The sequence below is a fragment of the Nocardia heshunensis genome, assembly GCF_054782115.1.
Window position 1 is genome coordinate 1170832 of the sequence record NZ_BAAGTC010000002.1, and the last position, 20334, is coordinate 1191165.

The following is a 20334-nucleotide window of genomic DNA, read 5'->3' on the forward strand; positions in this document are numbered from 1 at the left end:
TCGATGGGGGCCAAGGCAATCGTGGCGGGGGTTGCTCGCTGGTCTGCCGCATATCGCCTGACCGACACACTCCGTACCGGTGCCCGGGTCAGGAGTGTGTCGATCGATCTGGGCTGCAATCAGGCCAGAAGGATCGGGAGGCCCACGATGTCGTTTTGGGTCATGACCGGGAGGTTGGCGATCTTGGCGGAGGGGGTGGCCAGGGTGAGGTTGGGGTAGCGGTCGAAGAGGGCGGGGAGGCCGATGGCGGCTTCGAGGCGGGCGAGGGCCGCGCCGGGGCAGATGTGGGGGCCGTAGCCGAAGGAGATGTTGCGGGAGGCCGTCGGGCGGGTGATGTCGAAATCGTTGGCGTCGTCGCCGAAGACGGCGGTGTCGCGGCCGATGGCTCGGTAGGACATGACTACGCCGTCGCCCTTTTCGATGACGGTGTCGCCGATGGTGATGTCCTCGGTGGCGAAGCGCATGAGGAGGTGGGTGACGGGGCCGTCGTAGCGCAGGGTCTCCTCGATGACCTGCTTCCACTCCACCTCTTCGGCGCGCACGGCGGCCAGTTGCTCGGGATGGGTCAGCAAGGCGCGCACGGCATTCAGGATCAGGCTGACCGTGGTCTCGTGACCGGCGGCCACCAGGGCCTTGAGGTTGCCGACCACCTCCTCCTCGGTGAGCGGCTCGCCGCCCTCGTCGGCCAGGATGAGCGCGCTGGTGAGGTCGTCACCGGGCTCGGCGGTCTTGCGGCGGACCATCTCGGTGAAGTAGACGTCCATGTCCTCGATGATCTGCAACCGCTCGTCCTGCGGGGTGACCATGGAGAAGAACTTCTTGTACCACTCGAGCAGCATCGGCTGATCCGCGCGCGGCACGCCCATCAGCTCGGAGATCACCCGCATCGGCAGCGGGTAGGCGAAGACCTGCTTGAGGTCCACGGCCGCGCCGTCGTGGCCCGCCTCGTCCAGATCGTCGAGCAGCTCCTTGGTGAGCCGTTCGATGCTGGGGCGCAACTCTTCCAGGCGACGCGGGGTCAGCGCCTGCGTGGTCTTGATGCGCAGGCGGCGGTGCTCCGGGCCGTCGACGGTGAACATGGAGCGGCCCGCGTCGATCATGCCGATCAGCGGCCACTGCCGGGTGACCACGCCGTCGGTCCACAGCTTCCAGGCGTTGATGTCCTTGATCAGCCGTGTGTCCGTGAGCAATTGGCGCGCGACGGTGTGATCGGTAATGGTCCAGGCGGGGACGCCCAGCAGCTCGATCCGGGTGATCGCCCCGGCGGCGCGCAGGGCGGCGGTCTCGCCCGCGAGATCACCCACCATCGGATCGATAGCGATGGCGTGCGGACATGCGGAACTCACTGGAAACCTCCGAGAGCGCGAACAGGTGTGAAAACAACAGGAAGAGAAGTCATTCCACAGAGGAACGGCGACGGCCGCCGGACCAGATTGCGGGCGGGCACCGCCAGATCGATATCGGGCAGCCGGTCCAGCAGCACCTCGATACCGGTGCGGGCAATGGTCTCGGCGATCTGCTGCGCCGGGAACGGGCAGCGGTATTCACCGTGACTGAAGGCGAAATGGGCGCTGTTGCCGGTGTGGGTCGCGGCATTGCCCACCTGCTGGCGCACGTGCGGATCGGTATTGGCTGCCGCCAGCCCCAGTAGCAACAGGTCTCCGGCGCGAATCGTCTTGTCCGCCAAGCGGGTATCGCGGGCGGCCCAGCGCCCGGCCAGGATCGCGCTGGGCGCGTCCTCCCACAGCACTTCGTTCATGGCCTGATCCACGCTGCGGCGACCGCCACCGAGCGCCGCCGCGAAGCGGTCGTCGGTGAGCATCAGGCGCATCGAATTGGCCAGCCAGTCGGCGGTGGGCAGATGCCCCGCGGCAGTGACGGCCATCAGGTCGTTGACGTACTCCTCGTCGGTGAACTGCCCGGGGTGCGTCAGCATGCGCGACACCAGATCATCGCCCGGCGCAGCGCGTTTCATCGCCAGCAGCCGCTGCATGTACCCCATGAACTGAAGGTGCGCGCCCTGGGCGTCCGCGCCGCCGTCGGCCATCACCTTCATGGCGCGGGCCAGCCCCTGACCCTCCGAGTCGGGGAAGCCCAGCAGCCACGCCAGCACCAGCACCGGTAGCGGTTCGGCGAACTCGGCCACCAGGTCGGCCTCGCCGCGACCGCAGAAGCGGTCGATCAGCCGATCCGCCAAAGTCTCACAGACCCTGCGCAATTCGAACGGATCGACCGACTCCAGCGCCGGTTCCACCATGCTCAGGTGCCGTCGATGCTCGGCGCCCGCGGTGAAATAGATCGACGGCATGGGCGAGCCGACCATCGGCAGCAGCGGCCAGTCCGGCGGAATATTCGGCCACTGGTTCCACAGGCTCACATCGCGCGGGAACAACTCGGGGGAGTTGGTGACCTGATGCAACTCCCGGTAGCCCATCACGAGCCACGCCGGAATGCCGCCTGGCAACTCGACCGCGGCCACCGGCCCATGGTCCCTGCGCATTTCGCGATACAGCGAATGCGGATCGGTGTGGAAGCGGGGGCCGCTGAGCGCCACCGCCCGGTGCGGGACGGGGCAGGCACTGCCCGGTGCGGTCGAGGTCATGCGGGACTCCTCCCGGGAGCGAGCTCCGGATGGTAGAGGTACTCGACCAGGCTGATCAGGACGTTCTTGCAGGAGTCGCGGTCGCGCGCGTCGCAGTCGACCAGCGGGATGTGCGGGTCCAGATCCAGTGCGTCGCGCACCTCCGACAGCGCCGGACCGGGTCCGAAACTGTTGCAGGCCACGATGAACGGCGTGCGCTGATGCTCGAGCCGGTCGATGGCGTACCAGGAGTCGGCGATGCGACGCTGATCCACCAGCACGATCGCGCCCAGCGCCCCGGTGAACAGCCGGTCCCACAGGAACCAGAACCGCTCCTGGCCCGGCGCACCGAACAGGTACAGCACGTGCTCGGTGTCGATGGTGATGCGGCCGAAGTCGAAAGCCACCGTGGTGGTGGTCTTTCCGGGCACCCCGGCCGGATCGTCGACGCCGAACCCGACCTGGGTCATGGTGGCCTCGGTGTCCAGCGGGCGGATCTCGCTGACCGACCGCACCATGGTGGTCTTGCCCACCCCGAAGCCGCCCACGATGACGATCTTCAGGCCCTGCCGGGCATCGGCGTGCAGGGGCGCGTCGGCGCGCGCCGGGCGAGTGTCAAAGCTTGCGGAGTCCAACGAGCACCTTTTCCAGGGTGGTGGTGTCGGGCAGCCAATTCCATTGCCGCGCCGCATGATCGGGATGTCGCACCGTGATCTTGCCCGCGTGCAGCAGATCCGACAGCAGAATGGTGGTGATGCCGACCGGCAGCCGCAGCTCGGCCGCGATCTCCACCACCGCGGTGGGCGCGCGGCACATGTCGAGGATGGCGGCGTGCTCGGATTGCATGCCCGGCACCGGGGCGGATTCGCTCACCACCAGGGTCACCAGATCGAAGGCATCCGAATCCGGTTGGCTGCGACCGCCGGTCAGCGTGTAGAGCCGATCCGGAGCCTCGTCCGGTCTGGTCACGACACGCTCGCTCCCGGGACCCGCGGGGCCGCGGCCAGATGCTCGCCGAGCTGTTCCACCAGCTCCCGCATGTTGTGCCCGACCAGCCCCGCGTCGGCGTCCTCCGCGGCCACCACCGCGATGTGCGCGCCCACCCCCGCCTCGACGATGAACAAGATGCCCCCGTAGAACTCGGTCATGGACTGCCGGACCCCGCCGCGGCCGTCGCCGAACTCCACCGACGCCCCGTGCGAAAGGCTTTGCAGCCCAGCGGCAATCGCCGCCAGCTGATCGGCGCTGTCGATCCCCAGACCCTGCGTATGACAGATCTTCAAACCGTCCCCCGACAGCAACAACGCATGCCGCGCCCGCGGCGTACGCGCCAGCAGCTGCTCCAGCAGCCAACCCAGATGTGTCGCGGACGCTGTCATCGATCGGTCTCCCGGGAGGTGGTAGGGGCGGAAGGTGCTGCGGCGGTGGGGTTCTCCGGTCGGAGCTCATCCCGTAGCGATGACGGGACCAGGGTCGAAGCGTCGCCCGCTGCTCGCGTCGGGTGGGCCGGGGGAGCGAGGGGTTGCTCACGGGGCAGATCGACGTGCGGCACCGCATCCCGCAGCGAAGGCGTCAGCCCGCCCTCACCGCCGCGGCGAATCGCGGCCAGGATCGAGGAGGTCAGCGGGCCGGGCTCGGAGCCGTCCGGCTCGGGTCGGTTGCTGGATCCGAGACTGTCGCCGGACCCGAGGTTGTTGCCGGGGCTGAGATTGGTGAGCGCAGCGGGAGTTCCGGCGTCGCGACCGGCGACCGCCCGCTGGAACGCGCCCATGGCGGACGGCGAGGAGGGCGGGCGCGGCGGGTCGGCGGGGCCACCCGGACGTGCCGGGCCCGGAGCCGCGGCGGCGAGGCCGTCCGGATGTACGGCGGCCAGGGTGGTGCCGCGGCGGCGCTTGGGCAGGCCGCCGGGAGTTACCGGGTGCGAGCCGGGGTCACCGGTCGTCGGCTCCCTCGGCGCATCCGCCGAGTCGACCTGGCGATCGGATTCGGCCCCGGCCCAAGGCATTCCACCGTCGGTCCGGCTCGCCCGGGCGGCGGCGGTCTCACCGGCTCGGGCCGTGCTCGTCCGGGCTTCCGCCGCCGTGGCGGCCCGCGCCTGGTCGGCTCCGCGCATCAGGGCGGCGACCTCGGTCATGCGGGCGTCGGATGCGGCGGCGGGCGCGCGGTCGGAATGCGCTGGGGCGGGGTCGATTCCGGCCGTATCGGGACGCGGGACCGGGTCGGTGTAGACGGGGTGGTCGCCGGTGGTCGTCACCGGGGTCAGGCGACTCTGGGTGCCGGATCGGCGATCCAGGCGGGTGATGAGTTCGCGGGGGACCACGACGACCACGGCGGTGCCGCCGATGGCGGAGGGGCGGTAGCTGACCGTGAGGTCGTGCTTGCGGGCCAGGTGGCCCACCACGGCCAGGCCGAGGCGGGTGCCGGACAGCGAGGAGAGGTCGGAGTCGCCGCGCGGGCGCGACACCGCGGATTCGGCTCGGCGCAGCGCGGATTCGCTCATCACGAGGCCGCTGTCCTCGATGGTGATCACCACGCCCGCGGGCACCTCGGCCGCGTACACGTGCACCTCGGTGGTGGGCGGCGAGAAATTGCAGGCATTGTCGAGCAGCTCGGCCAGCGCGTGCATGATGCCCTCGGCGGCGTGACCGGCGATCGCGATCTCGGTGACCGCGCGCAACCGAACCCGCTGATAGCCCGCCACCCGGCCCATCGCGCCGCGCAGGATCGACTCCATGGCAATGGGTTTGGCCCAGCGGCGACCCGAGCGCGCCCCGCTCAGCACCGCGATGCTGTCGGCCAGACGACCGGCCTGCGCGGTGCGGTGATCGAGTTCCAGCAGATCGGCCAGCACCTTCGGATCGGCGTGCCGATTTTCCATCTCGCGCAGTTCCGCCAGCATGCTGGTACTCATGGCCTGCATGCGGCCGGCCGCACCGGCGAAGGCGGCCAGCGCGGCCGCGCGGCGCTGCTCGATCTCCTTGGCCGTGCGCGCCTGCTCGGCGAGCTGCTCACGCAGGCCCGCGATCCTGTTCTCGGACTCGGCGATTCGCGCCTGCGCGGTGCTGACGGTGGTGTTCACCTGGGCCTCGGCCTGCATGCGGTGCGCGAGGACCTCCTGGCGCACCTGACCGAGCCGGGCCCGGTAGTGCGCGGTCAGGGTGAGCGCCGCGCTCAGCAGCAGCGCCGCCAGGCTCGCTCCGACGGCCAGCGGAATCCGGAAGTCACTGGGGGCCAGGAAGACCGCGGCCGCCACGACCGCGGCCGTGATCGCCAGCGAACTCGCCAGGACCGTGATCGGAAAGGGTGGGCGTTGAGTCCGGACGGCCTGTTGCTCCCCGCCCGGCGGGCTGACTGATTCCGACACGCTCCGCACTTCCGCACCGACCTTCACCAGGGCGAACGCCCCGATGCCCCCGACCGTCACCGTCGGCGGGCCGGGTCAAAAACCTCGGTCCGGCAAGCGGATTCGAATCTGCGGCACGAGCATAAGCGGACCGGTCGGGTCGCGCTACCCGAGCGCGAAGCTACCGACAAGTCGGGTCCCGCTGGCCGGGACCACGCTCACCGGCGACTCAGTACGCGGTCGCGAGAAGTGCTGATCCCGTAGGCCAGCACCGCCAACAGATACAGCACCAGTGCCAACGGCGGCAGCACCAGGCCGATCGCCGCGATCACGTCGAAGACCACGAAACCGACGATGGCTTGCAGGCTTTCACGCCGCGCGAACTCGGCGTCATAGCCGGGCTCGAACAGAGCCGGATTTCGGCGCACCGCCATCCACATCACCAGCCAGGCTGCCGCCTGCAACGATGCCACCACACCATAGAAGGCGGTCGCGATCTTGGCATTCTGACCGCCGTCCTCGAGATGGTGGGCCAGCACCGTGGTCGGGAACGGCAGGAACGCCACCGCCAGCAGCAACAGCAGGTTGCCGCAGTGCAGCAGCCCGTCCACGCGCCGGATGCGGCTGAAGAAACGGTGATGGCACAGCCAGACCACGCCGATGGTGAGAAACGAACCGGCATAGGCGAGATAGCTCGGCCACAGCCCGGTCAGCTGCCGCCACAGATCGCCGCCCTCGGTCTCGGGGAGCCGGATCTCGATGACCAGCAGGGTGATCGCGATCGCCATGACGCCGTCGCTGAAGGCCTCGACGCGGGTGGTGTCGGTCAGGCGGGTATCGCGCTCGGGCGCCGGGCGCGTGGTGCTCACAGAAGAATCCGGGTGTTGCATTCCAGCATTATCGAAGGCGCAGGCTCAGGCGTCGATATCTTCCAGCGCCTGCTTGCGCATGCGCAAGCTGGCGATCAGCGAGCCCAGGGCGAATCCGAAGACGGGGATGCAGACGATCGGTGACCACGCGTTGAGTTGCGGCCCGTCCGGGCGCAGCAGGGTCACCACCCGCATGGCCGCCAGCGTGAAACCGCTCAGGCCGCCGAACATGAACAGCGCCAACGGCAATCGGAAGCGCGCCGGTGCGGTGCGGTAGCTCAGCACCGAGGCGGTGACCACCGCGGCATTCACGGCCAGACCGGCGAGCGCCACGATCCAGTTGTGGCTCTGGATGGTCACGTACGACGGATGCAGCGGGTCATAGGTGAGCAGGAGCCCGGCCTCCACCGCGACCAGCCCGATGTAGAACGCACGCCGCAGCAGCGCCCGTCCCCACGCATCGGCCACCGTGACACCGATCAAGGCTCCGGCGCCGACCAGCGAGACGTCTGCGATCAGTCCGGGGAAGCCCTCGAAATGCCCGCTCGGCAGGGACATCTCATTGGCGGAGTCATTGATCGCCGGGGTGCGCAGTAGCGCCCACAGCGCCAGCAGCGCCAAACCGATGGTGAAGGGCCGCGATTCGGTGGACCGCCAGCGTGGCAGCCGGGCGGCCGCCGCGGCGAGCGCGCACACCGCGGCCAGGACGGTCACGACACTGTTCACCGGAACAGCCTCGCCCCGGCCTCCCCGCGCGAGGGTTTCCGCCGCGCCGTTTCCTCCGCCTCTTTATCCCGCCGCAACAACTCCGTGAGCAATTGCCGCGTGGTGGCCTGCCGGATGGCGCTGCCGGAACCGGCCCGCTGCGCCTCGGCCTCGGTGATGATCCCCGCCACCACCTGCACCTCCACCGGATTCGCGCTGTAGGCCCGAGCGATCTCGATCAGCGTCTCCACCGGCGGCGTCGGCATCGCCAGATGCCGCGCCAGCGTGGCCTGCGGAATCCCCGTCACCACCGCCATGGCCCGCGTGCTGTCCCCACCCGTCAGCTCCTCGAGCCACACCTTCAGCTGATCCTGCACCGCGTGATTCTCGCACGCCCCGCCCCAACTTCGAGGCACCGCGCACAAGTTCGGGCGCTGACCTTAGTCAGCTGCCGGAACGGGCGTGGGTCAGCGGGTTCCGGTGCGGACGCCGTCTCGGATCTGGTACACGCGGGAGGTGGTGATGTCGCCGGCGGCCTTGGCGATGAGGAAGACACGCTCGCCCGCTGCGGTGGCGTCCTTGATGCGGTCGCGCCAGATGGCGTCGGCGGCCTGGGCGGCCTGCTTGGCGGCTTCGCGCGCGCGGGTGGCGGCGCGGATGTCGTCTAGGAGCGGGGTGGGCATGAAGCATCCTTCCTGGTCCCCGGAGTTGAGCGGCGGATCTCGCCGCGCCATCCAAACTATGCGGTCTGGTGAGTCGAAGTCAAGGCTGCTTGTCTCGAAAATGACTCATACCGAGTTCGCTCTCGGAGGAATCTTCACCAGCGCGCTTGACCTGAACATAAGTCGAGGTTCGATGCTCGATACATCACCCGGGGTGCTCGCACTCGAGGACACGGGTCGAGATCGAAACGGAGGCAATGACATGCGAGTGGTGCAGGCGAAGGAATTCGGCGGGCCCGAGGTGCTGACCGTGACCGAGGTGCCGGATCCGATCCCCGGACCGGGCGAGGTCGCGGTGCGGGTCGCGGCAGCGGATGTGATGTTCCTCGACACCACCCTGCGCAGCGGCTGGGCCGCCGCCTTCTTCCCGGTGGAGCCGCCGTTCGTGCCCGGCGGCGCGGTCGCGGGCACGGTGGAGGCGGTCGGGACCGGTGTGAGCACCGCTTGGATCGGCAGGCGGGTCGCCACTCCGACCGCCGCCAGCGGTATCGGCGGCGGCCTGCCCATCGGCGGCTACGCGGAACTGGCCCTGGCCAAGGCGGCGACACTGGCCGTCGTACCCGACGAGCTGACCTTCGTGCAGGCGGCCGCCCTCGCCCACGACGGCCGCACCGCCCTCGCGGTGGCCGACCGCGCGAATACCCAACCCGGTCAGTGGGTGCTGATCACCGCCGCCGCGGGCGGACTGGGCACCCTGCTGATCCAGATCGCTCGCGCGGCCGGGGAACGGGTTATCGCCGTCGCCCGGGGTGAGGCGAAACTCGCTCTGGCGCAACGACTCGGCGCGCACGAGGTCGTCGACTACTCGCAACCGGACTGGGCTGAGCGGGTTCGGGCCATCACCGGCGGGGTGCAGACGGTGCTCGACGGCGCGGGCGGCGACATCGGCCGGGCGGCGCTCACCACGATCAACCCGGGCGGATCGCTCATCGCCTACGGCAATTCGGCGGGTGGATTCGCTGCCGTCGATGCGGAATCTGCTGCGGCCCAGGGTATTACCCTGGTCTCGCTGTTCGATGTCGCGTCGCCCGATACCGACTGGCTCGGCCTGCACGAGCGCGCGCACGCCGAGGTCGCGGCGGGTCGCCTGGAAGTCGTCGTCGGCCAGACCTTCCCGCTCGAAGAAGCCGCCGCCGCCCACGCCGCCATCGAATCCCGCACCGCGGTGGGCCGCACCATCCTGACCGTCTGATCGGCGTGTCGTGAACGACCGCCCAGTCCACCGGAGCAAGGTGGACTGGGCAGACGACGACGGGTATCGGGAGGCGGGCGATGGGCAGGCGGGCCGGAGTGATCGGGGCGCTGATCGCCGCGGCATGCCTGGGCTGGGCCGCGTCCGCCGGGGCGATCCAGCCCGCGCCCACGGACATCGAGCCGTTGCAGGTACCCGACCGCACCTCGATCTCGGTGCGCTCGCTGGTGCCCGGCGTGGGCTGGGGCACCGAGAACGAGACCGAAGAGCGTGCGGCCCTGTCCATTTCGAAGCTGTACATCGCCGACTACGCACTCCGCCACGGCGACGGCTCGGCCGCCGACAAGGACCTGTGTGAACGCATGATCCGCAAATCCGACGACGCCGCAGCGGATCGGCTCTCCCAGAAGTACCCCTCCGCCATCGATGCCATCGCCCGCGAATACGGCCTGACGGCCACCCACGGCGCAGGCGGCTGGGAACTCTCCACCACCAGCACCGCCGACGTCGCCGACTTCCTCGCCGCCAAGGTCCGCACCGAACCCGACAGCCCCATCCTCGCCTGGATGGAAGAGCCCGCCGACAAGGCCGCCGACGGCACCCGCCAAGACTGGGGCACCGCCCGCCTCCCGCAGATCCTCGGCAGCAAATGGGGCTGGTCCGACCTCGGCGACCCGGAAGTCGCCTCGGCCTCCTTCGGTCCGGGCTTCACGGTTTCCGCCCACACCTACGGCACCGCAGAGCAGCAAACCCAGGACGTACAGAACGTCCTGTGGGGCCTGATCGGAAAGCTCACGCCACCGCATCACTGAACGTGAGCTGTACCACTCGGGTAGACCCTTGCATTCGGAATGGTTGTGTCTTCACAATCATTGTGTGCTTACAACTGTCGAGGGGCTGAGCGCGCGGCGGAAGACGATCATTCTGGTCACCTGCTGTTTGAGCCTGCTGATCTCTTCCATGGACGCGACGATCGTGAACGTCGCCATTCCTACTATTCGCACCGATCTGGGTGCGCCGATGTCGCGGCTGCAGTGGATCGTCGACGTCTACACGCTGACGCTGGCCAGCCTGCTGATGCTGTCCGGCGCTGCCGCGGACCGGTTTGGGCGTAAGCGGGTGTTCCGCATCGGCCTGCTCACTTTCGCGGCGGGCTCGCTGCTGTGCAGCCTCGCGCCCAGCATCGATGTGCTGATCGGCGCGCGTTTCCTGCAGGCCATCGGCGGTTCCATGCTGAATCCCGTTGCCATGTCGATCATTACGACCACCTTCACCGGCCGGGTGGAGCGGGCGCGCGCGGTCGGCGTGTGGGGTGCCGTGGTCGGCATCTCGACGGCCATGGGCCCCTTGGTCGGCGGCGTGCTCATCGACAGCCTGGGCTGGCAGTCGGTGTTCTGGATCAACCTGCCGATCGTGGCGGTGGCGCTGGTGCTCACCACCATCTATGTGCCGGAATCGAAGTCGGCCAACCCGCGCGGCATCGACCCGATCGGCCAGGTGCTGGCCATCGCCGTGCTGTTCACGCTGGTGTTCGGCCTGATCGAGGGTAAGCCCGCGATCTTCGCGATCTCCGCGCTGGCCCTGGCCGGCTTCGTCTGGCACGAGTCGCGCCACCCGTCGCCGTTCATCGATCTGCGCTTCTTCCGCAGCTTCCCGTTCTCCTCGGCCACCGTGATCGCGGTCTGCTCCTTCGCCGCGCTGGGCGCGTTCCTGTTCGACATGTCGCTGTATCTGCAAGGGACACGGCACTTCTCGGCCGTGCACACCGGCCTGCTCTATCTGCCGATGGCGGTGGGCATGCTGATCTTCTCCCCGCTGTCGGGCCGCCTGGTGGGCCGCTACGGCACCCGCCCGTCGCTGCTCGCCGCCGGCGCCCTGATGGCCGTGGCCGCCGTCGGCCTGACCCTGCTGCACGCCGACACCCCGATCTGGCAGCTGGTCATCACCTTCGCGGTGTTCGGCATCGGCTTCGGCATGGTGAACGCCCCGATCACCACGACCGCGGTCAGCGGCATGCCGCTCGATCGCGCGGGCGCGGCCGCCGCGGTGGCCTCGACCAGTCGCCAGGTCGGCGTGAGTCTCGGTGTGGCACTGTGTGGTGCGCTCACCGGTGCGGGATTGTGGTGGACCATCGCCGGTTTCGCCACCGCGGTCATCGCGCTCGGCGTCGCGGCCAACACCGACTGGGCGTACCGTTCGCGAGATCGCGTCGCCCCCTTGCTCGAACAGAAGGTCCCCGCTCATGCCGGCTGACACGCCCACGACCGATGTGGTCTGGCGGCAACTCACCCACCTGGTCATGGACACCCGCGACGGCTGGAAGCGCGCCGTGGTGGAGCGAACCGGCATGCCGTTCAGCAGGATTCGCGTGCTGCGCCGCCTGCTGTCCGGTCCGCTGACCGCCAAGCAGTTGGCGCAGGCGGCCGCCATGGACGCCCCGGCCACCACCGTCGTGGTCAACGATCTCGAGAATCGTGGCCTGGTGATTCGCGAGATCGATCCGTCCAACCGGCGTTGCAAACTCATCTCGCTCACCCGGGCGGGCCAGGAAACGGTCGCCGAGGCGCTCGCCACACCCGACCCCGCCCCCGCGGAACTGGCCGGGCTCACCCCCGCCGACCTGCGCACTCTGCACGAGATCCTGCGCAAACTCGAACACTGACTTACGGCTTCGTGATTCAACCGTTATCGTTTGTCCCGTGCGACACCGACACTGGCAATCCCTGGCGGCACTCTGCGGCGCCCTGCTGATCGCGGGCTGCGGGCAGAGCCTCACCGCCACACCGGTTTCGGCGTCCGAGCCGCGGCCGAGCCTGGTTCCCGCCTCGACCCTGGCACCCGCCTCGCCGCTGCTGCCCATCGCGGGCCAGACCGTGGTCATCGATCCGGGCCACAACGGCGGCGGCGCAGCCCATCCCGACGAGATCAATGCCCAGGTGCCCGACGGCCGGGGCGGCATGAAGCCCTGCAACACCACCGGCACCAGCGCCAATGACGGCTACACCGAGCACGAGTTCAATTGGGCGGTGGGCCAGCAGGTCCGGGACCTGCTCACCGCCCGCGGCTACCACGTGGTCATGAGCCGCGACAGCGACGACGGCATCGGCCCGTGCGTGAACGATCGCGGCACCCTCGGCAATCGGGTCGGCGCGGCCGCGGTGGTCTCCATCCACGCCGACGGCGCGCCCGCGGGCGACCACGGCTTCCACGTCGCCTACTCCTCGCCCGCGCTCAACGACGCCCAGTCCGGGCCCTCGGTGGCGCTGGCCACCACGCTGCGCGACACCATGGTCGGGGCCGGATTCACCAACTCCAACTACGTCGGTTCCGACGGCCTGGACCCGCGCGCGGATCTGGCCGGACTCAACTTCTCCGAGCGCCCTACTGCCCTCATCGAATGCGGCAATATGCGCGATCCCGGCGATGCCGCGGTCCTCGAATCACCGGACGGCCGCGCACGATTCGCGCAGGTCATCGCCAACGCCATCGCCGCCTACGTCGGCTAGCACATCCCACTGAACGACTCACGGCGCGGGGTGCGTCCGCGCCCGGTTTGCCGTGAGTAGATTCGTCACGTCATTTACGGAATATTTCGGGCAACCGGACGGAACAGAGTTCCGGGGAGGACTCCTTGACCACCACCGACGTACGGCCGCGTTCGCGATTCGCGAACTGGCTACTCGAAGACACAGGGGAGGACTTCTCACAGCTCCCCGGGCCGATGGTCAAACGGACCCCGAAGGAGCATCAGCACTCCTGGTGGAAAGTCATGTGCCTGACCGGTGTCGACTATTTCTCGACACTCGGCTACCAGCCCGGCATCGCCGCGCTCGCCGCGGGCGTGCTCTCGCCGCTGGCGACCCTGGTGCTGGTCGCGCTGACCCTGCTCGGCGCGCTGCCGGTGTATCGCCGGGTCGCCAAGGAGAGCCACAACGGCGGCGGGTCGATCGCCATGTTCGCCAACTTCCTGCCGAACTGGTGGGGCAAGATCTTCATCCTGGTGCTGCTGGGCTTCGCAGCCACCGACTTCACCATCACCATGACGCTGTCCGCGGCGGACGGTGCGGCGCACATCGTCGAGAACCCGAATGTGCCCTCGTTCCTGCACGACCAGAACATGACCATCACGCTGGTGCTGCTGGCGTTGCTGGCGGCGGTGTTCCTCAAGGGCTTCAGCGAGGCCATCGGCATCGCGGTCGGACTGGTCGGCGCGTACCTGGCGCTCAATGTCGTGGTGGCCGTGGTCGGCATCGTGAAGGTGGCGCAGGCGCCGCACCTGGTCACCGACTGGGGTCATCTGCTGACGGCCAAGCACGGCAATGTCTTCGCCATGGTCGGGGTGGCCCTACTGGTATTCCCGAAACTGGCGCTGGGCCTGTCCGGGTTCGAGACCGGTGTCGCGGTCATGCCGCAGATCAAGGGCAATCCGGCCGACCCCGCCGACTACCCTCGCACCCGCATCATCGGCACCCGCAAGCTGCTGACCAGCGCCGCGATCATCATGAGCGTGTTCCTGATCATCACCAGCTTCATCACCACCATCCTGATTCCGGAGAAGGAATTCGAGGAGGGCGGGCAGGCCAACGGCCGCGCGCTGGCGTATCTCGCACATGAGTACCTGGGCAACGCCTTCGGCAGCGTCTACGACGTGAGCACCATCGCGATCCTGTGGTTCGCCGGTGCCTCGGCCATGGCGGGCCTGCTGAACCTGGTCCCGCGCTACCTGCCGCGCTTCGGCATGGCTCCGGAGTGGGCGCGCCAGATCCGGCCGCTGGTGCTGGTTTTCGCGCTGGTGTCCTTCGCGATCACTTGGTACTTCAATGCGAGCGTGGACGCGCAGGGCGCGGCGTACGCGACCGGTGTGTTGGTGCTCATCACCTCCGCCGCTGTCGCCGTGACCATTTCGGCGTGGCGTAAGAAGCAGTACACGCGGGTGGTGGGCTTCGGTGTGGTGTCGCTGATCTTCGTCTATACGACGATCGACAACATCATCGAGAAGCCCGCGGGTCTGCACCTGGCGATCCTGTTCGTGGTCGCGATCATCGTGGTGTCGTTCGCCTCGCGCATCCGCCGTGCCTTCGAGCTGCGCGCCGTCGAGGTGATCTTCGACGAGAAGGCGTGCGCGATGATCGACCAGCTGGCCGAGCGCGGCGAGATCCGCATCGTCACCCACGACATCACCGACGGCCGCTCGCCCGAGGAATATCGCGAGAAGGAAGCCGACCAGCGCCGCGAGAGTCACATCCCGGAGTCCGAGCCGATCCTCTTCCTCGAGGTGATCGTGAAGGACCCCTCGGAGTTCTCCACGACGCTGCACGTGACCGAGGTGGATGTGGAGGATTACCACATTCTCACCGTCGAGGCCGCGGCCGTGCCCAACTGCATCGCCTCGATCCTGATCGCGATTCGCGACCGTACGGGCGAGTGCCCGCACGTGTATTTCGAATGGACCGAGGGCAACCCGCTGACCAACCTGGTGCGCTTCATGTTCTTCGGCGAGGGCGAAGTTGCCCCCGTGACCCGCGAGATCCTGCGCCGCGCCATCCCGCGTCGCTCGCAGCGCCCGCACGTCCACGTCGACAGCTAGCTGTCGCTCGAAGGAGCTCTCACCGTGGGAAATCGGACGATTTTCCGCAGCGGGGGCTCCTTCGTCGTTTCCTCCAAGTCGTGTCGTGAGTTTTAGGTGTAACTCAGGGTTTCATGCAGACGTAGAATGTTGCTACGCTCACGCAGCAAACTCGATACGAGACCAGGAGTACCGATGAAGCTACTTCCGAAGCTGGGCCGCCAACCGGTGACCGAACCCGGTGAGGTAGCCCTGCACGCCCGGAATGTGCAGTTCGATTGGTCCCGGACCGAACCGGTCTGGATGCGCAAAGAACCGATCGCCTCGCACGTCCTCAACGCCCTGAGCATGCTGCTGCCCGAAGGTGAGCGCATGTTCCTGGTGACCTTCGGGGAAGCCCTCGAACTGGTCAAGGATGAGAAGCTGCGCGAAGCCATGATCGGCTTCATCGGGCAGGAATCCATGCACGCCGAGAGCCACAACGGGGCGCTGGAAGAGGTGCTGGCCACGCACGGCATCGATGTCGAACCCTATGTGCGGCAGGCCGAGTTCATCTTCCGCAAGACCCTCGGCCCGCGGGAGCTGTCGACCCCGGCGGCGCAGCAACAGCAATTGGTGGAGCGGCTGGGCGTCATCGCCGCGCTCGAGCACTTCTTCGCCTGGCTCGGGGACTGGGTCATCAATGCCGACCTGGAGAAGTTCGACGCCGACCCGCAGATGCTGGACCTGTTCCGCTGGCACGGGGCCGAAGAGGTCGAGCACCGCATGGTCGCGCACGACGTGGCCGAGTACTTCGAGGTCGGGTACATCCGCCGCTGCGCGCTGATGCTGATGGTCTTCCCGATCTTCATCGCACTCCTGCTGCGCGGCACCAAGTTCCTCGTGCACGCCGACCCGTCGCTGCCCAACCACCGCTACCCGATGCTGATCCTGCGGATCTTCGCGTCCATGTGGCGCGGTGCGGTTCCCGGCATTCCCTCGCTGCTGATCAGCGCGCTGTCCACCTTCACTCCGGGATACAGCCCGGCGGGTGTCGGGTCGACCGCACAGGCCGTCGCCTACCTCGCGCAGTCCCCGGCCGCGCGGATGATGGCTTCGTGAGCGCGACGCGGCCCGTACCGACCGCGCCGCCGCAGGACCTGTTCGGCAAGCAGCGCGCCGACCGGACCACCCGGGTGCTGGACTTCATCGCCGAAAGCCGTTTGCGCTGGACCACATTCGTCAACCGGCACGAACCGCCGGCGCCGGTGAACGACTGGCGGATTCCGCTGGTCGTGGTGGAGCGCCGGGTCGAGGCGCATGACACCGATGTGATCAGCCTGCTGATGACCGCGCCGGATGGGCACGCGCTGCCCGAGTGGCGGCCGGGCGCGCACCTGGATCTCGAATTGCCCTCGGGGAAGGTGCGGCAGTACTCGCTGTGCGGCGATCCGGCCGACCGGCACGCGTATCGCGTTGCGGTGCGGCGGATTCCGAACGGCAACGGCGGGTCCCTCGAAGTGCACGACGAGCTGAAGATCGGCACCGCGCTGACCGTGCGTGGACCGCGCAATGCCTTCCCGTTCGTGCTGCCCGGATACGGATCCTCAGCCGCGCGAGTGCATTTCGTGGCGGGCGGCATCGGCATCACGCCGATCCTGCCGATGATCCGGATGGCCGAGCGGCTCGGCGTGGAATGGAGCATGGTGTACGCGGGACGCTCGCGCGACACCATTCCCTTTCTGTCGGAAGTGGAGTCGTTCGGGTCGCGGGTGACCGTGCGCACCGACGACGAACATGGGATCCCCACCGGAGCCGACCTGCTGGCGGGCGTCGGATCCGACACCTCCGTCTACTGCTGCGGTCCGGTCGTGATGACCCAGCTCATCGCCGAGCGCATCCTCGAGATGCCCGGTGTGGAACTGTATTCCGAGCGCTTCTCCCCGCCACCGGTGGTGAACGGCACCGCCTTCCAGGTGGAGCTGGCCCGTGGCGGCGAGGTCATCGACGTGCCCGCCGACAAGTCGGTGCTCGAGGAAGTGCTGAAACTCCGCCCGGACGCCTCGTATTCGTGCCGTCAGGGCTTCTGCCGCACCTGCGTGGTGCGCGTCCGCGAAGGCGATGTCGACCATCGCGACACCGTGCTCACCGACGCCGAGCGTGCGGCCGGCGACATGCTCATCTGTGTATCCCGTTGCGGCGGGGAACGTTTGGTGCTGGACCTCTAGCACCGTCTCAACGAGGAGAAGATCGTGACCGATCACCCCACCGTCATCCCCGCCGCCGAGCGCATGGTGCGCTCCGGCGACTTCGATATCGCCGTCTACGAATACGGTGAGCCCTCGGCCGAGACCATCGTGCTGGTGCACGGCTGGCCCGACGACAACCACCTGTGGGATCGGGTGGTGCCGTTGCTGGCCGACCGCTTCCACGTGGTCACCTACGACACCCGCGGGCACGGTCGCTCCACCCGCACCGACCGCACCGAGGACTACCGGCTCGAGCACTTCGCGGCCGACTTCTTCGCCGTCGCCGACGCGGTGAGTCCCGATGCGCCCGTACACATCCTGGCCCACGACTGGGGTTCGGTGGAGATGTGGGAGGCCGTCTGCGAGCCGCAGGCCGCCGAGCGGGTCGCCTCCTTCACCTCGGTGTCCGGGCCCAACCTGGATCACCTGGGCGCGTGGGTGCGCTCGAGCCTGTCGCAGGGCAAGGTGTGGGGGCCGTTCACCCAACTGCTGTCGTCGATGTACACCGGGCTGTTCATGACGCCGGGCGTGCCGCGGGTCGTGCTCAAGCCGCTGGGCACCGAGAAGATGTGGTCGCGGTTCGTCGGGCTGATGAACGAGACCTCGCCGGAGAACATCAAATTCGGTCCGGAGTTCCGCCGGGACTTCTTCGACGGCATGCGCATCTACCGCGCGAATATCCTGCAGCGGCTGAGTGATCCGCGCGAGCGGCGCACCGAGGTGCCGGTGCAGCTGATCATCGCCCGCCGCGATGTGGCGGTGCGGCCCGCGGGCTACGCCGACACCAAGGAGTACGCGCCCACCCTGTACCGGCGTGAGGTCGGCGGCGGGCACTGGCTGCCGTTCTCGCATCCGGAACTGCTGGCCACCTCGACGGTGGAACTCATCGACGCGCTGCGCACGGGGGAGACCTCGCGCGGACTCAAGCGCGCCGAAGTCGGCCCGCAGCAGCGGGCTTTCGAGAATCAACTGCTGGTGATCACCGGCGGCGGCAGCGGCATCGGGCGCGAGACCGCGCTGGCCTTCGCGCGGAGTGGGGCCGAGGTGGTGCTCAGCGACATCAACCTCGACTCGGCCAAGGAGACCGTGGAACTCATTGCGGCCCAAGGTGGTAAGGCGCACGCCTACCAGCTGGACGTGTCCTCCGCGGACGCCGTGAACGAGCACGCGGCCACCGTCATCGCCGCCCACGGCGTTCCCGACATCCTCATCAACAATGCGGGTGTCGGTGCGGCCGGCGACTTCTTCGAGACCTCGGCGGCCGAATTCGACCGGGTGCTCAACATCAACCTGCACGGAGTCATCAACGGCTGCCGCGCCTTCGGCAAGGCGATGACCGAGCGCGGCCTCGGCGGCCACATCGTGAACCTCTCCTCGATGGCGGCCTACACCCCGCAGCAGGGCTTCGCCGCCTACTCCACCTCCAAGTCGGCGGTCTTCATGTTCTCCGACTGCCTGCGCGCCGAACTCGCCGCCAAGGGCATCGAAGTCCACACCATCTGCCCCGGCATCGTGCACACCAATATCGTTGCCACCACCCGCTTCTCGGGCATCTCCGCCGAAGAGGAAGCCGCCAAGCAGCAGCGCTACGACAAGCTCTACGCCGCTCGGCGCTACGGCCCGGAGAAGGTCGCGGCCCAGATCGTCAAGGCCGTCGAGAACGGCCGCGAGGTCGTTCCGGTCACCCCCGAAGCCTGGCTGCAGTACCGCTTCAACCGCTACGCGCCCGCGGTCGCCCGCTTCTTCGCGGCGCGGGTGAAGCTGACGTAAACGGGTCATGCATGAGCTGGGCCCCCGATGGGTAACCATCGGGGGCCCAGCCGATTCGGCGGGGTTCTTGCGGCCGGGGAGGGCCGCCGAGAGGGGGTACCGGCCATGATCAGCGGCATCGTGATGGCCTTGATCGCGCTGGCGATCATCGGATGGATGGTCTGGCTCGACCGCCGGGGCGCTCGTCGTCGCCGAGCATTGGGGCGGTGGCGGCCCACGCATTACGGATCGGCCTGGAATACGTACGACGGTGGCGGTGCGGGCCGTTGCACCGCGAGCGGCGGCTGCGGGGGCGGAGGTCACGGTGGCCATAGTGGTCACGGTGGCCATAGTGGTTGTGGTGGCGGGCACAGCGGCTGCGGTGGCGGCAGCAGCTGTGGCGGTGGCAGCTGCGGTGGTGGTGGTGGTGGTGGATGCGGCGGTGGCAGTAGCAATTAGCAGGTCCCGGCCGTCCCCGGAAATGCGGTTGTCGGACGGATTCGCCCCCGCGTAGCTTTCGCTGTAACTCGCGGTCGTGGGGGCCGTGAACAGGGGAGGAGGCCGACGATGGTCGGTGCAGTCATCTTGGTCCTCGTAGTGCTGGCGCTGGTCGGAATCCTGACCCAGGCCAACAGCGACGAGCCCGATCGCAGAAAGCGCGACAAGAGTTGGGGGTTCGGCTCCGACGGTGGCGACAGCGGCAGCAGTTCCGACGGTGGCGGCTGGGCCGACGGCGGCGGTGGCGGCGGCCATCATGGGTGCGGCGGCGGGCACAGCGGCTGCGGTGGCGGCAGCAGCTGTGGCGGTGGAGGTTGCGGGGGAGGCGGCTGCGGCGGCAGCAGCTGACCGGGCTGTGCCGGTCGGCTCACTCCGCTCGCAGTACCGCCTCGATGGAGTGGACCCGTTCCGCCGGGATACCCCACGGATGGTCCACTCCCACAACGGTATCCAGATCCCACAACACGCATTCCTCACCCGGCTGCGCTACGAACGACCACGCGACCACGGTCCGCCCCAGCTGATCGGCCATCGGATCACCGGACCCGCTACCTTCGCCGTCCGGGAAATGATGCAGGAACCGCCCGTACGCGCTGTCACAGAGCCGCGCATACCGCTTGGTGCACAGGATGAGACCGTGCCACGCCTCATCCACCGCATGCGACGGCATCCCGATCACCTGATCGTCACGCATCGCGGCCCCGCAGCACCGCAACCATTGCCGCAGTCCGGTTTCCACCAGCTCCCGCGGCTGCCACGGGCAGGTCTTGAACACGGCTTCGGGCAGCTCCAGCTCCGCCACGGCCCGATTGATCTGTTCGAGCCGTGGCGGCCGGGAACGGTTCAGCAGCATGGTTTTACGCTACGTCGGAAGAGAGACG

At 68.4% G+C, this 20334-nt stretch carries 22 protein-coding genes; 11 read left to right on the forward strand and 11 right to left on the reverse strand.

From position 1 onward, the window contains the following. Positions 1 to 119: 119 nt before the first annotated feature. The 10 genes from ACYVN4_RS05480 to ACYVN4_RS05525 form a co-directional block, all read right to left on the reverse strand. Complete coding sequence (locus ACYVN4_RS05480; RefSeq protein WP_460718116.1) at positions 120 to 1346, reverse strand: cytochrome P450 family protein; 1227 nt, start codon at positions 1344 to 1346, stop codon at positions 120 to 122. Continuing rightward, complete coding sequence (locus ACYVN4_RS05485) at positions 1343 to 2602, reverse strand: cytochrome P450 (protein ID WP_460718117.1); 1260 nt, start codon at positions 2600 to 2602, stop codon at positions 1343 to 1345. Before ACYVN4_RS05485 ends, ACYVN4_RS05480 begins: the two co-directional genes overlap by 4 nt. Then, the gene (locus tag ACYVN4_RS05490; RefSeq protein WP_460718118.1) at positions 2599 to 3216 is read right to left on the reverse strand and encodes a GTP-binding protein; all 618 of its coding nucleotides are present in this window, start codon (positions 3214 to 3216) and stop codon (positions 2599 to 2601) included. Before ACYVN4_RS05490 ends, ACYVN4_RS05485 begins: the two co-directional genes overlap by 4 nt. Next, the gene (locus ACYVN4_RS05495; RefSeq protein WP_460718119.1) at positions 3197 to 3550 is read right to left on the reverse strand and encodes a DUF742 domain-containing protein; all 354 of its coding nucleotides are present in this window, start codon (positions 3548 to 3550) and stop codon (positions 3197 to 3199) included. Before ACYVN4_RS05495 ends, ACYVN4_RS05490 begins: the two co-directional genes overlap by 20 nt. Continuing rightward, positions 3547 to 3960 (reverse strand): roadblock/LC7 domain-containing protein, encoded by a 414-nt coding sequence (locus tag ACYVN4_RS05500; RefSeq protein WP_379365518.1) that lies wholly within the window; start codon positions 3958 to 3960, stop codon positions 3547 to 3549. The genes ACYVN4_RS05495 and ACYVN4_RS05500 overlap by 4 nt, the downstream gene beginning before the upstream one ends. Continuing rightward, positions 3957 to 5945: a sensor histidine kinase gene (locus ACYVN4_RS05505; RefSeq protein WP_460718120.1), complete on the reverse strand. Its 1989-nt coding sequence runs from the start codon at positions 5943 to 5945 to the stop codon at positions 3957 to 3959. Before ACYVN4_RS05505 ends, ACYVN4_RS05500 begins: the two co-directional genes overlap by 4 nt. 197 nt (positions 5946 to 6142) lie before the next feature. Continuing rightward, positions 6143 to 6793, reverse strand: a complete 651-nt coding sequence (locus tag ACYVN4_RS05510) for a TMEM175 family protein (RefSeq protein ID WP_460718121.1) — start codon at positions 6791 to 6793, stop codon at positions 6143 to 6145. Positions 6794 to 6838: 45 nt separating this feature from the next. Continuing rightward, entirely contained in the window at positions 6839 to 7519 is a 681-nt protein-coding gene (locus tag ACYVN4_RS05515) for a hypothetical protein (protein WP_460718122.1), read from the reverse strand. Next, positions 7516 to 7875 (reverse strand): hypothetical protein, encoded by a 360-nt coding sequence (locus ACYVN4_RS05520; protein ID WP_460718123.1) that lies wholly within the window; start codon positions 7873 to 7875, stop codon positions 7516 to 7518. The genes ACYVN4_RS05515 and ACYVN4_RS05520 overlap by 4 nt, the downstream gene beginning before the upstream one ends. A 90-nt stretch (positions 7876 to 7965) precedes the next feature. Next, positions 7966 to 8181, reverse strand: a complete 216-nt coding sequence (locus ACYVN4_RS05525) for a hypothetical protein (protein ID WP_460718124.1) — start codon at positions 8179 to 8181, stop codon at positions 7966 to 7968. A 241-nt stretch (positions 8182 to 8422) separates the two neighbouring features. On the opposite strand from ACYVN4_RS05525, the gene ACYVN4_RS05530 reads away from it, so the two are divergent. From ACYVN4_RS05530 to ACYVN4_RS05580, 11 genes are all read left to right on the forward strand, one after another. Further along, positions 8423 to 9412, forward strand: a complete 990-nt coding sequence (locus ACYVN4_RS05530; protein WP_460718125.1) for a zinc-binding dehydrogenase — start codon at positions 8423 to 8425, stop codon at positions 9410 to 9412. An 80-nt stretch (positions 9413 to 9492) separates the two neighbouring features. Beyond that, positions 9493 to 10224, forward strand: coding sequence for a serine hydrolase (locus ACYVN4_RS05535; RefSeq protein ID WP_460718126.1), 732 nt, complete (start codon positions 9493 to 9495; stop codon positions 10222 to 10224). Between the two features lie 64 nt (positions 10225 to 10288). Continuing rightward, entirely contained in the window at positions 10289 to 11665 is a 1377-nt protein-coding gene (locus ACYVN4_RS05540; protein ID WP_460718127.1) for an MFS transporter, read from the forward strand. After that, the gene (locus ACYVN4_RS05545) at positions 11655 to 12074 is read left to right on the forward strand and encodes a MarR family winged helix-turn-helix transcriptional regulator (protein ID WP_460718128.1); all 420 of its coding nucleotides are present in this window, start codon (positions 11655 to 11657) and stop codon (positions 12072 to 12074) included. Before ACYVN4_RS05540 ends, ACYVN4_RS05545 begins: the two co-directional genes overlap by 11 nt. 37 nt (positions 12075 to 12111) lie before the next feature. Continuing rightward, positions 12112 to 12918, forward strand: a complete 807-nt coding sequence (locus ACYVN4_RS05550; protein ID WP_460718129.1) for an N-acetylmuramoyl-L-alanine amidase — start codon at positions 12112 to 12114, stop codon at positions 12916 to 12918. A gap of 125 nt (positions 12919 to 13043) precedes the next feature. Then, a complete protein-coding gene (locus ACYVN4_RS05555) occupies positions 13044 to 14999 on the forward strand; it encodes an APC family permease (RefSeq protein ID WP_460718130.1) in 1956 nt (651 codons plus the stop codon). A 174-nt stretch (positions 15000 to 15173) separates the two neighbouring features. Next, positions 15174 to 16079, forward strand: coding sequence for a metal-dependent hydrolase (locus ACYVN4_RS05560; RefSeq protein WP_460718131.1), 906 nt, complete (start codon positions 15174 to 15176; stop codon positions 16077 to 16079). Then, the gene (locus ACYVN4_RS05565) at positions 16076 to 17185 is read left to right on the forward strand and encodes a PDR/VanB family oxidoreductase (protein WP_460718132.1); all 1110 of its coding nucleotides are present in this window, start codon (positions 16076 to 16078) and stop codon (positions 17183 to 17185) included. The genes ACYVN4_RS05560 and ACYVN4_RS05565 overlap by 4 nt, the downstream gene beginning before the upstream one ends. Before the next feature lie 63 nt (positions 17186 to 17248). After that, positions 17249 to 18976, forward strand: coding sequence for an SDR family oxidoreductase (locus ACYVN4_RS05570; RefSeq protein ID WP_460718369.1), 1728 nt, complete (start codon positions 17249 to 17251; stop codon positions 18974 to 18976). Positions 18977 to 19298: 322 nt separating this feature from the next. After that, positions 19299 to 19469: a hypothetical protein gene (locus tag ACYVN4_RS05575; protein WP_460718133.1), complete on the forward strand. Its 171-nt coding sequence runs from the start codon at positions 19299 to 19301 to the stop codon at positions 19467 to 19469. A gap of 53 nt (positions 19470 to 19522) precedes the next feature. After that, on the forward strand, positions 19523 to 19801 hold the full coding sequence (locus ACYVN4_RS05580; protein ID WP_460718134.1) for a hypothetical protein: 279 nt from the start codon (positions 19523 to 19525) through the stop codon (positions 19799 to 19801). Between the two features lie 19 nt (positions 19802 to 19820). Here the strand turns inward: ACYVN4_RS05580 and ACYVN4_RS05585 are convergent, their stop codons facing one another. After that, the gene (locus tag ACYVN4_RS05585) at positions 19821 to 20306 is read right to left on the reverse strand and encodes a glycine-rich domain-containing protein (RefSeq protein ID WP_460718135.1); all 486 of its coding nucleotides are present in this window, start codon (positions 20304 to 20306) and stop codon (positions 19821 to 19823) included. Between the last annotated feature and the right edge of the window lie 28 nt (positions 20307 to 20334).